13 protein-coding genes and 1 pseudogene are annotated in these 15,671 nt (G+C 69.7%); 6 read left to right on the top strand and 8 right to left on the bottom strand.

Translation table 11 applies throughout. The features are described 5' to 3' along the window. Positions 1–39: 39 nt before the first annotated feature. From F0344_RS00905 to F0344_RS36685, 4 genes and pseudogenes are all read right to left on the bottom strand, one after another. Entirely contained in the window at positions 40–1,023 is a 984-nt protein-coding gene (locus F0344_RS00905; RefSeq protein ID WP_185296943.1) for an Acg family FMN-binding oxidoreductase, read from the bottom strand. A gap of 36 nt (positions 1,024–1,059) precedes the next feature. After that, on the bottom strand, positions 1,060–1,950 hold the full coding sequence (locus F0344_RS00900; RefSeq protein ID WP_185296942.1) for a universal stress protein: 891 nt from the start codon (positions 1,948–1,950) through the stop codon (positions 1,060–1,062). Between the two features lie 127 nt (positions 1,951–2,077). Then, positions 2,078–2,737, bottom strand: coding sequence for a DUF4389 domain-containing protein (locus tag F0344_RS00895; protein WP_185296941.1), 660 nt, complete (start codon positions 2,735–2,737; stop codon positions 2,078–2,080). 321 nt (positions 2,738–3,058) lie between these two features. After that, positions 3,059–3,241: pseudogene (locus F0344_RS36685) on the bottom strand (nicotinate phosphoribosyltransferase); the annotation flags it as partial. 250 nt (positions 3,242–3,491) lie between these two features. On the opposite strand from F0344_RS36685, the gene F0344_RS00885 reads away from it, so the two are divergent. The 3 genes from F0344_RS00885 to F0344_RS00875 are packed head-to-tail and all read left to right on the top strand — an operon-like array spanning position 3,492 to position 7,921. Next, positions 3,492–4,382, top strand: a complete 891-nt coding sequence (locus tag F0344_RS00885) for a universal stress protein (RefSeq protein ID WP_185296939.1) — start codon at positions 3,492–3,494, stop codon at positions 4,380–4,382. Further along, positions 4,379–5,251, top strand: coding sequence for a universal stress protein (locus tag F0344_RS00880; protein ID WP_185296938.1), 873 nt, complete (start codon positions 4,379–4,381; stop codon positions 5,249–5,251). The genes F0344_RS00885 and F0344_RS00880 overlap by 4 nt, the downstream gene beginning before the upstream one ends. A 48-nt stretch (positions 5,252–5,299) precedes the next feature. Further along, on the top strand, positions 5,300–7,921 hold the full coding sequence (locus F0344_RS00875; RefSeq protein WP_219732097.1) for a cation-translocating P-type ATPase: 2,622 nt from the start codon (positions 5,300–5,302) through the stop codon (positions 7,919–7,921). 262 nt (positions 7,922–8,183) lie between these two features. On the opposite strand, the gene F0344_RS00870 is transcribed toward F0344_RS00875, so the two are convergent. Genes F0344_RS00870 through F0344_RS00860 form a run of 3 tightly spaced genes read right to left on the bottom strand, consistent with a single transcriptional unit; the run spans position 8,184 to position 9,950 of the window. Further along, on the bottom strand, positions 8,184–8,816 hold the full coding sequence (locus tag F0344_RS00870; protein WP_185296937.1) for a CBS domain-containing protein: 633 nt from the start codon (positions 8,814–8,816) through the stop codon (positions 8,184–8,186). A 42-nt stretch (positions 8,817–8,858) separates the two neighbouring features. Beyond that, entirely contained in the window at positions 8,859–9,446 is a 588-nt protein-coding gene (locus F0344_RS00865) for an Rv1733c family protein (protein WP_185296936.1), read from the bottom strand. A gap of 6 nt (positions 9,447–9,452) precedes the next feature. Then, positions 9,453–9,950 carry a flavodoxin domain-containing protein gene (locus tag F0344_RS00860; RefSeq protein WP_185296935.1) on the bottom strand — a complete coding sequence of 166 codons (498 nt, stop codon included), beginning with the start codon at positions 9,948–9,950 and terminating at the stop codon, positions 9,453–9,455. 299 nt (positions 9,951–10,249) lie between these two features. On the opposite strand from F0344_RS00860, the gene F0344_RS00855 reads away from it, so the two are divergent. From F0344_RS00855 to F0344_RS00845, 3 genes are all read left to right on the top strand, one after another. After that, positions 10,250–11,152 (top strand): universal stress protein, encoded by a 903-nt coding sequence (locus F0344_RS00855; protein WP_258049554.1) that lies wholly within the window; start codon positions 10,250–10,252, stop codon positions 11,150–11,152. A gap of 139 nt (positions 11,153–11,291) precedes the next feature. Then, a complete protein-coding gene (locus F0344_RS00850) occupies positions 11,292–12,026 on the top strand; it encodes a response regulator (RefSeq protein ID WP_308460880.1) in 735 nt (244 codons plus the stop codon). 82 nt (positions 12,027–12,108) lie between these two features. Beyond that, positions 12,109–12,669, top strand: a complete 561-nt coding sequence (locus F0344_RS00845) for a flavodoxin domain-containing protein (protein WP_185296934.1) — start codon at positions 12,109–12,111, stop codon at positions 12,667–12,669. A gap of 64 nt (positions 12,670–12,733) precedes the next feature. Here F0344_RS00845 and F0344_RS00840 read toward each other — a convergent pair whose 3' ends face one another. Further along, positions 12,734–15,670, bottom strand: a complete 2,937-nt coding sequence (locus F0344_RS00840) for an ABC transporter permease (protein ID WP_185296933.1) — start codon at positions 15,668–15,670, stop codon at positions 12,734–12,736. Position 15,671 lies beyond the last annotated feature (1 nt).

The following is a 15,671-nucleotide window of genomic DNA, read 5'->3' as shown; positions in this document are numbered from 1 at the left end:
CGCTCGGGCCGCTGCCCGCAGCCGACACCACGCCGCTGATCAGATGATGTCGAGCACATCGCTGACCGGCCTTCGCGGGGTCGCCGGAGCAATGGGGCCGTACCCGAGGCGCAGGAGCATCTGGGCGTATCCCGTGGCAGAGCGTGGGTCGCGCACGGCCCAGCGCAGTTCCGGCCATTCGAGCGCGTGGGAGCTGAGGGACGTGGCCAGTCCGTCGAGGGTGGCCTGGAGCAGGACACGCTCCAGGGCCTGGCCGGCATGCAGCCAGTCCACTCGGCGGTCGCGTTGGGTGCCCAGCACGGCCAGGCAGGGCGTCTTCTCGAAGATGGCCGTCTCACGCCCCTCTATGTGCCGCTGGCCCGCGAAGTCACGCACCAGGCCCAGGCCCCCGTGACGGCGGGGGCCGAACGCGTACTCCGGGATACCGTCCGCCGTCGCGCGGCCTGAGCCGGCCCGGGTCCAGCGGTCGATGTCCTCCCGCACGTCCGGTGCCATGGCTTCCTCGTGCTCGGCGTCCCACACCAGTTCGAGGACGGTCTCCACCTGCCAGGGACTCAGGAAGGTCAGGCGGGCGCCCTCGGACACTGCGGCGCCCTTGAGCCCGTCGAGCACCTCCGGTGGAACGGCCTCGTCGGTGAACGGTTGCCTGTTCGTGTGCCGCCTTCGTAGCGCCGCGTACAGATCTTCCAGGTCCTGGTCGGCGGCGGGCGGCCGTATGAAGGCGACCTCTGCGAGGAGCTCGGGATCGGCGGCGTCGGGCAGCAGCGAGAAGCGCGCCTGCCACCCGGCGTGCACGGCGGCGACGCGAAGATTGAGCAGTGCGGCGCCGCAGCCCAGATGCAGACCCCAGTCGCGCGGGTCGGCCGCGGGCAGAACGCGGGCCGGATCCATGCGCAGGCGCAGGATGCCGGTACTCGGCATGTACTGGAACCGCCACGGCTGGACGTTGTGCATGGACGGGGCGGCAACGGCATCCGCGACGAACGCCGACACCACGGCCGGATCCACTGTTTGAGCGGTCACGAGAGCCTCCGTGCGCTTACGAGGTGTCCGGGACGGTCACCCATGGGGAACAACGGCAACGGGAGCGGCGGAGTGGTGGATCACCGCGTGTGCGACATGGCCGAGGTGCGGACCGACGGGAACCCGCCCGACATGGCGCCCGACGATCACAAGATCCGCGTCGGCGGACGCGTACACGAGCTGTGGGCCTGCCGCGCCGACCACCGCCCTTTCGGATACCCGCGTCGACGCGTACTTCTCACGCCAGGGCGACAGCGTGTCCCTGAGGCTCCGGGCGACTTGGTCGCCCACTTCCAGGCCGATGTCCGGGTCGATGATCTCCGCGCGCCCGTAGGAGGCCGGCAGCGACCAGGCATGCAGCACGCGGAGCGTGCAGCCACGGCGGGCGGCTTCGTCGAAAGCGAAACGGAGGAGATCGTCGGAGGGCCGGGAGAGATCGAGCCCCAGCACCACATCGCCGGACCGTCCTGCCGCCGCCGCATCCGCTGTATGCACACGCCTCGGAGCTGCTCGCACGAGTACGACCGGCCGTCGCGCCGAGCCCAGGACCGCCATCCCGACGGATCCTATGAGGAAGCCCATGACCCCGCTGAGCCCGCGGGAACCCAGAACCACCAACTCGGCGGTCGCCGTTTCGCCGGCCTCCGATGCGAGCACATCGGCCGCCTGGCCGGGAAGACTGTCGGTGCTCACCGGTACACCGGGGTGGTCCTGCCCGGCCTTGTCCGCTGCGCTCCGGAGCAGGGAATCAGCCCGCTGGAGGTCCGTTTCGGAGTACGTCAGGGGGATCTCGGGGGTGACCGGCCATTCCCGTACGTGGACAATCCGCAGAGGTACGCCGCGCAACTCCGCCTCGCGTGCGGCCCACTCGGTCGCGGCCAGGCTTTCGGGGGAGCCGTCCAGGCCCACAGTGATGTTTCCGCTCATGTGGATCACTCCTCGGACGGGGTGGGTGAGGGGTTGTCTTCAGAGTCCCCGCACGGTGGCACACGGGGGGAGGGGCCGAGGGGCCCGGATCGGGTCCGAACGGCCCCTGCGACGGTGGACGCCGACGTCATGGCCGGTGCCCGCTGTCCGGCTCCCCCGCGCCCATGTCCAGCCGGAACGGCGGATAGTCGTCCGTCATCAGACTCGCGTACGCGCAGACCCGGAGCACCCATCGGTTGAGCCCCATGACCAGGTCGTAGAGGTCGCGGGGGTACGTGCCGGTGAAGGCGAGGGTGACGGCGGCGATGACGACGAGCACGAAAATCAGCCCCCCCGACCACCACACGCTCTGGAAGCTCCCCATGAAGAAGCTGGTCACGACGTAGTGCGGAAGGGCGAGAAGCCACCACTTGACCAGCACAAGCCCTCGCGACAGTCGCTGGGGATAGGCGATGTCCAGCCGGGCTGGGTACTCGGGTACCTCGCCCAGACTGAAGGGCGGGTAGCGGTCCGTTCCGAGAGCGCCGTAGGCGTAGTACGAGACCCGCCACGTCCAGCGCAGAACCCCGAGATTGAAGTCGAACAACGCCCGGGGAAACCGCTCGGTGAACAGAATGGCGAAGAACGCCACCACGCTCACCAGGAAGAACGCTATCCACAGGAAGAACAGCACGATGCAGTGCGGGATCACGAGAAGCCACTTCACGAGCCACAGCCACTGCGACAGCGGCGAGTCGGGGGTCGCCTCGACCCGCACAGGACGATAGACGGCGTGGGGTGTCGTCATGGGAGTCAACTCCTTCGCAGGTCAGGAGGGATGTGCCTTGCAGTTCGACGTTCCTCGGTGTCCTCCGTGGTCCGGCCGGCCCAGGACCCGAGCTTCGAGATCTCGCCGGACGGTCCCCGTCAGTGCTGCGAGGCCGCGCGAGACCGTCGGTTCGGGTGGCTCGGGATCACGGATGCGACGAGCGGATACCGGTAGTGCGGCGATGTCGTCGACGAATCGCTCGTATGCTGCGGCGAGATCGTCCCGGGGGCCGATCCGGGACCCGTCACGCATCACCGTGCGAAGGAGAGGATCGGCCCCGGTGGGCGGTTCCTCGTCCCACAGTGGCGCGGTCACTTCCAGCAAGGGCTTCCCGGCGAACACGACGCGGCCCTGAGCGACGGTCCGTACCTCGCCGTCGAAAGCCAGGCCGAGAAGGGGCTTCAGCTCGGCAGGTGGTCTACGCAGAGCGTCCGCGAAGTCCTGGACGTCGTCCGCGGTGACCCGGAAGCCGGCAAGGGGATCGGTCGTGGTGGTGTCGGACATGGGCTCGCCGCTCTCGTCACCGGGTTCCGAAGGGTCACGTGCAGTGCTTCCAGGATGGGACTCGGCGCCCGAGGTCCGACAGGGCCGACCGGCCCCGCGCGAGCCGCAGGTATATGGGTCTCCGACAGGGACCTTCGGCCCCAGGGCGGACCCTCGCGGCCCTCGTCCGCCGGGTTCCGCGCTGGCAGCTTTGAACGAGGAGGCCGAGTGTCCTGCCAGAGGAGGAATCATGCGCAACGGCGAAGCCGGTACCCCGGAAGTCGGCACGGTTGTGGTGGGGGTCGACGGTTCTTCCGAATCCAGGTCGGCGGCTCTGTGGGCGGCGGCCGAGGCGAACCGGCGGGACAGCGAGCTGTACATCGTGTACGGCGCCGACCTGGACCGACTGGCCATCGCTTTGTCGGCCGAGACCGTGGAGAGCTCTCGGGAAGCCGGTCGTGCTCTGCTGGTCGACGCCGCAGAAGTGGTGCGGGAGCGGTATCCGAAGCTGAGGGTCGTCAGGAAGCTCAGCCGACGGGAGCCCGTGGACGCCCTGCTCGGATACGTCGCCCCGGGTGGGTGCGTCGTGGTGGGAAACCGGGGCCGCGGCGGCTTCTCGGCGCTCCTGCTCGGTTCCGTCGGACTGGGCGTGGCGACACGGAGCGAGGTCCCTGTCGTCGTGGTTCGGGGCGACCCCGACCGGCCGGACAGCGGGACGGTCACCGCAGCGGTGCACGGGGAGACCGATCTGCGCTGGCTCCGTCACGCCGCACGCGAGACCCTGCTGCGCAGGGCGGAACTGCGTCTGGTGAGCGTCTGGAACGTGCTGGGCTCCGTCGGCGGCGTCGTGACCATGCTCGATGACGTGGACGAACTCGCCCAGCGGCGCCTACAGCTGGTCGCGGGCCTGGCGGAAGTACTCCGCAGCGAGTTTCCCGGCCTCACCGTCCATACGGATGTCAAGTCCGGAAGGTCCGCCTCAGGCGTACTCGTCGAGGCCAGCCGGGGAACCGACCTGCTGGTCGTGGGGGGCCGACGCCGGGCCAGAGGCCTGGGGTCCGGAGTCGGGCGAGTGGCGCACGCGCTGATTCACCATGCCCACTGTCCTGTAGAGGTCGTGCCGGTCGAGGAGGAGCGATGACAGATTCCGCCGTACGCAAGGACATACTCGTCGGTGTCGATCCCAGGGAGCAGTCGGTCCCGGTGCTCAGCTGGGCGGTCGAGGAGGCTGCCCGCAGGAGACTTCCCCTGCGCCTTTCCGTGTCGGTACCGCCCACGCGCGACACTCACCGCGTCGACATGCTCCCCCACTACATGGCGCTGAAGGAACAGGGCGAAAAAGCTCTCGCCGCGGCGGCCGAAGTGGTGGCCGCCATGCGCCCGGAAGTCCCCGTGAGAACGGAACTGCTCGACGGCGCGCCCGCCGCGGTCCTCTGCCAGGGGGCGGCGCGGGCGCGGATGGTGGTCGTCGGATCGCGACGTCTGAGCCGCCCCGAGGAGATCCTCAGTGCGAGCTCCGTGGCCGTACCGGTGAGCGCCCGGGCGGACTGTCCGGTCGTCGTGGTCGTGGGGCCCGAACCCACGGGCCGGAGCGGCAGCCCTCACCTCGTCGTGGGTGTCGACGGCAGCGACACGTCACGGGCAGCGGTCGCCTTCGCCGTGGAGGAAGCGAGCGTGCGAGGAGCCTCCGTCCATGCCGTAGCGGTGTGGCACCGCCCGATCGTCCACCTCGGTGACGAGGCCGCCGCCGTCGAGGAACTGCGCCGGGTGCTGTCCGAAACCGTCGCGGGGCTGGGAGAGAGGTATCCGGATGTGGAGGTCACTCAGGAAGTGCTGCGGGGGCATCCGGTGGAGAAGCTCGCCGCGGCTTCGGCGGAGGCACTGGCGGTCGTGGTGGGACGCCGCGGCCATGGCGGCTACAGCGGCATGCGACTCGGTTCCGTGGTGCACGGCCTGCTGCACAGGGCGGAATGCCCCGTGATCACCGTGCCCACGCACCGGCACGACTGAGCGCCGGCAAGGAGGAGCCGACGCGCTCCGCCGTCGAACGGAGACCCTGTGGCAGATCATGAACAAAGTCGGACGCCGAACGACGTGGCCGCCGTCCGCGACGACGGCCTGACGGAGGACGAGGCCACACGGCGCCTCACCCGGTACGGACCGAACACGGTTGCGGCAGAGCACACGGTGCGGCTTCGGGCCCGGGTCGCGGCTCAGCTCCGCGACCCCTTGATCATGGTCCTGCTCGGCGCGATCGCCCTGACGCTGGCCATCGGCGATCATGCCGACTCCATTGTCATCGCCCTCGTGATCGTGGTGAACACCACCGTCGGCGTCGTGCAGGAGATCAGAGCCGATCACGCGGTGACCGCTCTGTCGGCTCTGTCGGCTCCCGGCGCGCGAGTGCGACGCGGCGGCGTCGAACGAGAAGTGTCTTCCGCTGACGTCGTTCCGGGGGATCTCGTCCTGCTGGGTGAGGGGGACATCGTCCCTGCGGACGCCCAGCTCCGCCACGCCTCTGCCTTGCTGCTCGACGAGTCCATGATGACCGGTGAGGCCGTCCCCGTGGACAAGGCGCTTCTTCCCGGCTCCCCAGAGGCGTCCAGGCTTCAGGCCGGCACGATCGTGCTCCGTGGCAGGGGAGTCGCCCACGTGACGGCCACGGGTAAGGCGAGCGCCCTGGGCCGGATCGCGCAGCTGCTGGACACCCGACCCCAGCCCACGCCCCTGCAGCACCGCCTGGCGGCGCTGGGAAGAGTTCTGGCTCTCGTCACGCTGGGACTCTGCCTCCTCGTCTTCGGGCTCGGCCTGGCCCGGGGAACCGATATCGGGACGATGGCGGTGACCGCCATCAGCCTCGCGGTGGCGGCTGTTCCCGAGTCCCTGCCCGCCGTGGTGACCCTGGCTCTGGCTCTCGGCGCACGGCGCATGGCCGCGCGCCACGCACTGGTCCGCCGTCTGTCGGCCGTGGAGACCCTGGGCTCGGTCTCCGTGCTGGCAACGGACAAGACCGGCACACTGACCGAGGGGCGCATGGTGGTCGAGCGTGTGTGGACCCCGCAGGCCGAGGCCGGGTTCACCGGTTCCGGGTACGACCCGGCCGGCGAAGTCGTGGTGGCCGGGGGCGGGGAGATCGACTCCGTACGGGAACTTCTCCGTGCTGCCGCACTGTGCAACGACGCCCGCCTGCGTCCGCCTTCGGAGGCCGACGACGGTCGGTGGACCGCTCTGGGCGACCCTACCGAGGCCGCGCTTCTCGCAGCCGCCGCCAAGGCCGGGTGCGATGACCAGCGGGAACTGGACGCGCGATACCCGAGAACGGGTGAGGAGCCCTTCGACAGTCTCCGCAAGAGGATGACCACTCTGCACGGCACACCCGAGGGCTCCTGCCTGGTCTGCCTGAAGGGTGCGCCCGAAGTGGTGCTCGATGAAGCCGTGCTCGCCGCACCCCCGGCGCTGATCCGCCGCGCCCGGGAGAACGCGGCCGCGTTGGCCGCCGACGGATACCGGGTCCTCGCCATCGCCTCGGCCCTCCGGGACGAGGCGCCCACGCGGGTGCGGGACGGCGAAACCGGACTGCGCCTGCTCGGACTCGCCGCCCTGAGCGACCCGCCCAAGAAGGCTGCTGCGGCGACGCTGGCCGACTGCAGGGCCGCGGGTATCACGCCTGTACTGATCACCGGCGATCACCCCGCGACCGCACGGGCCATCGCCTCGCGGGTCGGTGTGCTGGACGACGGGGCGACACACGCCGATGTCGTCACCGGGCGCGCACTGGCCGCAGGGGAGGTGCCGGACCCGACCCAGGTGAGAGTGTTCGCACGCATCGATCCCAAGCAGAAACTCGACATCGTCGAGGCGTGGCGCGCTCGTGGACATGTCACCGCCATGACCGGGGACGGCGTCAACGACGGCCCCGCGCTGCGCCACGCCGACATCGGCGTCGCGATGGGACGCCGCGGCACCGAGGTGGCCCGCCAAGCCGCCGACCTGGTTCTGACGGACGACGAACTCTCGACGGTGGTGGCCGCGGTGGAGGAAGGGCGCCGCGTGTACGACAACATCCGCCGTTTCCTCCTCTACGGACTGGCCGGCGGCGCGGCCGAGATCCTGGTGATGCTCGTCGGCCCCCTCCTCGGGCTTCCCCTTCCGCTGCGCGCTGGTCAGATTCTGTGGATCAACCTGCTCACTCACGGCCTCACCGGAGTGGCACTGGGCGCCGAGCCCGTGTCTCCCGGATCGATGCGGAGGCCGCCGCGACCGCCGGAGCAGCATGTGCTGGGCGATGGCCTGTGGCAGCGCATGTTCTTCCTGGGCGCGGTCGTGACCGTGATCTCCCTGGCAGCGGGACTCGGGGCCCGTGCCCTTGACCGGCCCTGGCAGAGCGTACTGTTCCTGTCTCTCCTGGTTGCGCAGCTCGGTGTGGTGCTCGGCTTGCGGGACCGGCTGCTGACCAGGGAGAACTTGTTCTTGCCTGTCGCCGTGGTCGTGTCGGCCGGGCTGGCGGTCGCGGCACTCTACGTACCTGTCCTGCGTGCGGTACTGGATACCGTGGCACTCGGCTGGTCGGAGCTCGCGCTGGCAGCCGCCGTCGGCGTTCCGGCCTTCTTGGCGGCGCGGCTCAGCGGGCATGTCTGGATGCGCCGGCCCGGTGACACCCACGTACGACGGGAGTCTTAGGTCCTGTCTGGAGTTCCCCCGCGGCGTCGCGGCGTCCGGCACCGCCGCCTCCGGCGTTGTCGTCAGTCGCGAGGGCTCCGCCATCGCTCCCTCCTCCGCCTTGGATTCGACGGCACCGGACGCCGCTCCTTCTCCCGCGCTGGAACTCCAGACAGGACCCAGGACGGCCGTCGGCGGGTCAGGCGTGAGTATCGCGGGCACGGCGCGGTGATGGTGCCCGGGCCGAGGCCGGCGATGTGGCGATGTCAGACGCGTGTGAGGGTCAGGCGCGTGTGAGGTCCAGCCGGATGTCCACCACTCCCTCCACCGCACGGACGGCCCTGGCCAGCAGCGGCACGAGTGCCCGGTCGTCCAAGTGGCCGCCCAGAACGACCACCCCCTCCTTGACCGAGATCTCGACGCCTGTCGTGTTCGGTACGTTCGGCAGAACGCCGCTGCGGATTTCTGTTGCGATGTCCTCGTCCGACCGCAGGAACACCTTCAGCAGATCGCCACGGCTGACAATGCCCTCGAGCAGGCCCAAGCGGTCCACCACGGGCAGCCGCTTGACGCGCCGCCGCGCCATGATCCTCGCCGCTTCGGCCAGGGTGGCGTCCGGGTGCACGGTGACCGCGGGGCTCGACATGAGCTCCTCCGCATAGACCGCTTGCGCCCTCGCCACGTCGCTCGGAGGCCGGTCGGAGGCCGTCGGCACATCGACCCGGTACTCCTCCTTCGGCAGCAGGTCGGCCTCCGAGACCACGCCGATCACCCGGCCCTCGCCCTCGAGTACAGGCAGGGCGCTGATCTTCCACTGCTCCATCAGCTGGACGATTTCCTTGTACGACGCGCGGCGCCCTACGGCGACCGCGGTGTGGGTCATGACATCACTCACGGTGGTGGGCGAGACAGACATCGGCGGACTCCTTCGTCAAGAGCGGATTCGGCATTTCTCGCGTCACGCGTCGTGACGCCTCCAGCTGGGGCCCACCCGTTGCCACTCGCGCTCCCATACCGTCATTCGGTAGCGACCGGCTGCTCGCCGTACGACGAGTCCGGCGGCAGCGGCCGCTCCCACGCCCGCGCCCGCGGTGGCCGCCCCGACGGTGAACGCTCCCGCCATGATGTGTTCATGGCTGAGCGGAGGAGCACTGACATGGCCTCGGCGGTCCAGCCACACGGTGGTGCGATCCCCGCGTTCCAGGCCCGCGGGAACGAATGAGATGCCGCGGTCAGGGCTTCCTTCCAGCGCGGTCCAGCGGACCAGGGCCCGTACCGTGTCACCGCGGCCCGTTTCTCCCACAGAGATGTCGGCCGGGGGGACTCGGCGCACGACCACGGCGGGGACCTGCCGCCGAGAGGCTTCCTGGTCGGCGGCGACACCGAGGTCGTACGTGTACACGGCCCGTGCCGCGGCCGCACCAGCTGCCGGGGCGCCCAGGACCAGGAGCGCGAAGAGAGCCAGGAACGCCCATGCTTCCAGTAGGTCGACACGTCGGCGCAACGGATGGTTACGCCACTGCCGTTTCCATACGGGCGCAAGCATGGTGGGTCACGGCCCCTGCGTTCCGGCGGCCAAGTCGTCGGCGATTCCCGTGGCCCACTCGGCGATTCTGTCCATGTCGCGGAAGTCACCGCCTCGGCCCTGTTCGAGGATCATCCGGGCGACACGGCCCTGAGCTCCGGCTTCGAGCTTTCCGCCGAAGGTGACGTGCTCGCGCGCCAGGGTCCGGCGCTCCGCACGTCGGGCGCCGGGAACCGGCGGGAGGTCGCGCTCGGACGCCGACGGGTCCAGTGGACCGCTGCTGAAGAGCCAGACCGGCCGTTCGGCGAGGCCGCGTCGGTGTTTCCTGGTGAATCGCCGTGCGTCCCGGTGCCAGCGCCCCGCGTACAGGGCGCCACCGAGTACGACCGCGTCGTAGGGGGTGATGTCCTCGACCTCAGCAGCGGGCCGGACGTCGGTCATCAGACCCGCGTCGTGCAGAACGGACGCGATCACACCGGCTATTTCTGCGGTGGAACCATTCTTTGTCCCATAGGCGATCAACACTCTCAGCACTTTTCGGGACACCGTTTCCACCACCTTCTGCGACTACGGTCACCGGTCGGCGTCCTCGGCTGACCGGTGCGGGCCCGGTCTCATCAGGCTGCCCCCTGCGCGCGTGCGACTCCAGGGCCGGTGAGCCCAGAAGCCCGGGCCAAGTGGCCCACTTCCCCCGTGCGGCCCGGGCAGGACGGCCGCGTGCTCGGCGGGGGCGACGCAACGACTGCGGCGCCGAAGGTCCCTCAGCGGGACCCGACCGACCCTCACCCGGAGCGTCTCAGGGTGGGAGGGTGAGAGTGGAATGCATGCGGTTCCGGCGATGTACGGCGGTGGTGAACGTGTGGTTGCCCCTCGTTGTGGGAGTGGACGGATCCCCCTCCAGCCTGTCGGCGCTCGACTGGGCCGTGGATGAGGCGGCTCGCCTCTCGCTCCCTCTTCATCTGGTTCACGCTTCGATGGGTCCCGAAGATGACGTGGTGCTCGGGACACCGGAAGCGGCTCGCGGGAAGGCCGACGCCCTTCTGGCCTCTGCGGTGGAGAGCGCTCACCTGCGCAACCCCGACGTGAAAGTGACCGTGGAGGTTGTGGACGCCGCGCCGGTGCGGGCTCTGTTGGAGGGCAGTCACAACGCCTCGGCGCTTGTTGTGGGGGCGCGCGGCCATGGTGGACTGGAAGCGCTCCTGCTCGGATCAGTCAGCCTCGCGGTGGCCGGCCGCGCGTTGTGCCCCGTGGTAGTGGTGCGAGACGGTACGTCGGCGCCGCCAGAAGGTGTTCCTCACCGCATACTCCTGGGCGTCGAGGACGCCGCGTCGAGTTCGGCAGCCGTCGAGTTCGCCTTTCAGATGGCTGAGGTGCGAGGTCAGGGAGTCGATGCGGTGACCGCGTGGTGCTGCCCAGCACTTACGTCAGCCGCCGGCCCCGGGAGGGACGCCCAGCTCGCTCGGCATGCGGAAACCCAGCTTGACGAGGCGCTGCACCGGTCGGAGAGCAAGCACCCCATGGTCGACGTACGTCGCACGGTTGCCAGGGGCAGCGCGCGCGACATCCTGCTGCGGAGCTCGGCGACGACGGACCTGCTGGTCGTGGGAGCGCGGCGCCGCCGGGGGCGGGTGGGGATTCTTCTCGGCAAGGTCAACCACGCGGTACTCCACTACGCCACATGCACGGTAGCCCTGGTCCCGCAGTGGGAGACCCCGGAGAAGTTGTAGACCGCACGGGCAGATCGATCGTTCCGCTTCGGGCGCGGGCGCGGGCGATCAGGGCCGTCCGCGCTGGCCGTTGGACGGCAGCGGGGGCACGATACATACAGTGAGTACCGGTGATCCCCCGGGGACTACGGAGACTGTGATGATGGGCAGCAGCGACGGCTCCCTAGAGAAGCCGCAGGTCAGGGTCTTTCTGCTCGACGACCACGAAGTGGTGAGGCGAGGGGTGCACGACCTGCTGGACGCGGAATCGGACCTGACCGTCGTGGGCGAAGCAGGCACCGCCGAGCAGACGCTGGCCAGAGTGCCCGCACTATGCCCGCATGTCGCGGTTCTGGACGTGCGGCTTCCGGACGGGGACGGCGTGAGTGTCTGCCGGGAACTGCGGTCACGCATGCCCGATCTCGCCTGCCTCATGCTGACCTCTTTCGACGACGAAGAGGCTCTGCTGGACGCGATCGTCGCCGGCGCGTCCGGCTACGTCCTCAAGCAAATCTGCGGAGACGACCTGGTGAAAGCCGTGCGCACGGTGGCCTCGGGCCAGTCCCTGCTGGACCCCGGCGCAACCGCTCGCGTGATGGCCCGCCTCCGGCAGGACAGCGCTCCCCACGACGACCCGTTGCAGGGACTGCCGGGGCTGACCGACCGGGAGCGGGACATTCTGGTCCTGGTGGGGGAGGGCATGACCAACCGAGAGATCGGAAAGCGGCTCTTCCTCTCGGAGAAGACCGTCAAGAACAACATCTCGCGGTTGCTGGCCAAGCTCGGTGTGGAGCGCCGGGTGCAGGCCGCAGTCATCGCCACCCAGGCGATGCCGACGTCTGAGCATGAGAAGGGACCCCACGCCTCCCGGCACGACGGCCGCCGGCAGAACTGAGTGACTTCGTCCTCGCCTTGCTTCATACGCCGTTCGTGGCATCCGGGAGCATAGGCGTCGGGGTGGTAGTGGAGGAGGCGCAATGGCCGCCGTAAGGGTTCTCTACGCGTCAGCGCATCACTCAACCCAGGAGATCGCCGATCGGATCGGCGAGAGATTGCGCCTGCGGGGACACGCTGTGGAGATCCAGGCCCTGCGCGAGCCGTCCGACGGGCAGTGGCGCTCGGCCGGCGACGTGCTGGTGCTGGGCAGCGCGATTCATGACGGCGCTTGGCTGCCGGCCGCCGAAGCCTTCGTCAGGAACAACACTGATCGTTTCGGTTCCCGGACCACCTGGATGTTCAGCGTCGGCATGACCGCCGCCCTGCCCGGGCCGCTGCGCCTGCTTGCCGAGCATGCCGTGCAGCCGCGCATCGCTGCTCTCGTCGACATCGTCCGTCCGCGGGATCATCGGCGCTTCTCAGGTGTGATCCGGCGTGACCACTTCGACCGGAAGGGCGCCTTGCTGTTTCGGCTGCTCGGGTGTCGCTATGGAGACCACCGGGACTGGACGGCGATCGACGCCTGGGCGGACGGCATCGTCCAGGAGCTCGACGTGTCCCGAAGTGGTGAACCGGATGGCGGTCCGGAGGGAGGCCTATGACGGGATGGCGAGCTCGTAGCCGTGGCGATCACTGGCGCAGCGGTTCGAGGGCCCGCATCGCTCGTCATTCGGAGACGCGGACAGCGAGCGCAGGGCGGATGGCGGCCGCGCGCCGAGCCGGCCCGATCGTGGCCAGGAGCGATGCGGCGAACGTGGCTGCGGCCAGGCCGGTGATGTTGCCCCATTCGACCGGGAAGCCTCCTTCGAGCCCCTCGAACGCGGCACTGTTGCTGTACATCAGCCAGGTGGTGAGCACTCCGAGCAGGGATCCGAGCACGATTCCCTCCGTGGCGATGAAGGCGCTCTCCCACAGGAAGGACCGCTGGATGGTCCGGGCCCGGAAGCCGAGGGCCCGCAGGATGCCGATGGTGCGCCGGCGTTCGCGTACGGAGCGGACCATGACGACTCCGAGGCCGGTGATGCCCACGCCGAGGCCGAGGGCGAGGAAGCTCTGCATGAGGCGGAAGAAGGCGGTGCTGGAATCGAACTGGCGGCGTACGTCCGACTCGATGGGTGTGGCCACCAAGCTGGACGACAGCTGTTCGCCCTGCAGGCGGGACGCCAGGGCATCGGGGGACGTTCCGGGGCGGTTCCTGACGAGGGCGGAGGCGTTCTGGGCCTGGTCGCCGAAGAGTTCGCGGGTAGCCTGTTCGCTGGTCACGACCGGGTAAGTGGTGGAACGGGAACCGGTGCCGGGGTAGAAGACCATCCCGTTGCTGAGTACCCCGGCGATGACCTTCTGCTCGCTGCGACCTGTCCGGGGATCCGTCAGGGTGAGGGCGTCGCCAGGGTCGTAGTAGTCGCCGGCCGGGCCGCCGGTGCTGCCGAAGAATCCGTCGATCACGACGTAACGGGGATCGGAGGCGAGAGCCCGCCACACTGTGGCGTCGTCCGCCAGACCGGGCAGACGCTCCCGGAACGTGATGCCGGTGACTGCCCCGTCGGGCACGCCGACGACGGCGGCGTCCAGTGGTTGAGGGCTCCGGTGTCCCGGATCGGTGGCCCGCCCCGTCGCGTTGAGCAGCGGTGTGACAGCGGCGATCTCAGCGGCCGACCGGCCGTTACGGAGTTCGGACACGAACCGGCCGGGGGATGACTGCGGGTTGTAGTCCAGCCGCAGAGAGTATCCGGCGGTCGCATCGGCGACGACTCCGTCCACTCCGGCGCGGAGAATGCCCGAGATCTCCGTCAGGAGGACGAGCACGAAAACGATCAGTGTGTACATCACCAGCGTCGCACCGGTCCGGAAGCGTTTGGCCAGCGGGTATGCGACGGCGAGCCGCGCCGCCAGGCCGGACTCCGACGGTCGTTCCAGGAGCCTGCGCGCGGGGCGGAGCAGCGCCTTCTGGTTCTCGCTGACGAGGACCACGGCGGAGAAGGCGGCCAGGGCACCCTGGATGACGTACACCGACATCGAGGGCGTGTCGAAGATACGGGGGCGGACGACGGGCGCCAGCAGCGTCCAGGCGAGCACGGCACCGGCCACCAGATTCGTGGTCGCGTGCCGGGGGAGGACACGCAGCAGCGCCGGAGTGGCGAAGGCCAGGGCGAGCGCCGGCATGAGGTAGGTCGCGTCGGGCTGGCTGCGCGCCACGGCGGGGAAGGCCACGAGCGCGCACAGGAGCGCCAGGGCGCCGGACACGATGAGCAGCCGACGGCGAGGCCCACGTCCGGGCGACGCCGGAAGGTCTCGAATGGCGGCGATGATGTTGAACCGGCTGATGCGCAGGCTGGTCGCGAGGATCGCGGCGAGGGCGATGAGCAGGCCCATGGCCAGGCCGTTGAGGACGCTGGTGGGTGTGACGGCGAAAGCGATCCGGATACTGCTGCCGCCGACCGACCATCCACGGAAGACCTCCGCCGCCACCACGGCGACACCCCAGCCGACACCGACGCCGATGGCCACGCCCGGCAGCGCGGACAGCAGCGCGTACGCGGCCCCCTCCAGGGTGAAGGAACCGACCAGGCGCGAGCGTTTCATCCCGACCGCGCGCACCATTCCCATCTGGGACTTCCGCTCCTCACCCAGCATGACGAAGATGTTCACCAGCAGCAGGGCGCCCGCGATGATGCTGAAGCTGCCGATCATGAGGAACAGCGCACCGAGACTGTCCCCGGCCTGTTTGGCGTCGCGCAGCACGGTGTGCTTCGGGGTCTCGATCGCCGTCTGGTCGGCGTGCGGGCCCAGCGTTCGGCGGATGTCCGCCGTCACCCGCGCGGTCAGGGCATCTCCGCTCTCGACACCGCCGCGGTTGGAGACGAAGGTGACGGAGCGCGGCTCCCCTCCGGCGGCCCGGGCGGCCGATTCGAGGGTCCCGGGAGCCAAGAACGCGTCATGGTTCATCCTACCGCCGAGGCCCACGCCCGCCAGACCCCGCTCGGGAACCACCCGGTCCACCCGGAACGTCTGCGGTGCCCCGAAGAGATAGAGCGTGATCGGCTGGCCGGCTCCCACGCTCAGCGACCGGGCCAGCGGCTCATTGACCACGACGTGTCCGGGCTTCGGGTTCGGCCCGCCGAGCCCGGAATCGCCGCCTTGCGCCCCGAAACCGGCCGCCTCCTTGAAGTCCATCTGCCAGGCCAGGACGCGCGGTTCCGCGACGGTGCGGCTGCCGGTGCCGCTGACGGCCGATGCCTGGGTGACTTCGGCGCTCAGTACGCCATCGACATCGTGGTCGTCGGCCAGCCCGGCCAGCCGCTCGGTGACGGTACGCCCCACCGGTCCGGCGGGCGCGACGACGCGCTCGTCCACCGGTCCAAGGGTCCGGTACGCCTCCTGGCGTACGGAGAAGTTCAGAGTGTCGCCGACGACCAGGGCCCCGATGATGATGGCCGTGCCGAGCACCGACCCGCCGATCACCAAGGCGGCCTCGGTGCGCCTGCGGGCGAGCTGTCGGAAGGCCAGCCTCCGTGGCACCGGCTGCCGGACGGCGACCAGTACGAGGACCGCCAGAGCGACCGCAAGTACGACGAGCAAGGGGACCAGCAGGTTCGGATACATG

The organism is Streptomyces finlayi, assembly GCF_014216315.1.
GTDB lineage: Bacteria > Actinomycetota > Actinomycetes > Streptomycetales > Streptomycetaceae > Streptomyces > Streptomyces finlayi_A.
The sequence above is the reverse complement of the archived record's forward strand: the minus strand, read 5'-3'. Positions and strand labels throughout refer to the sequence as shown.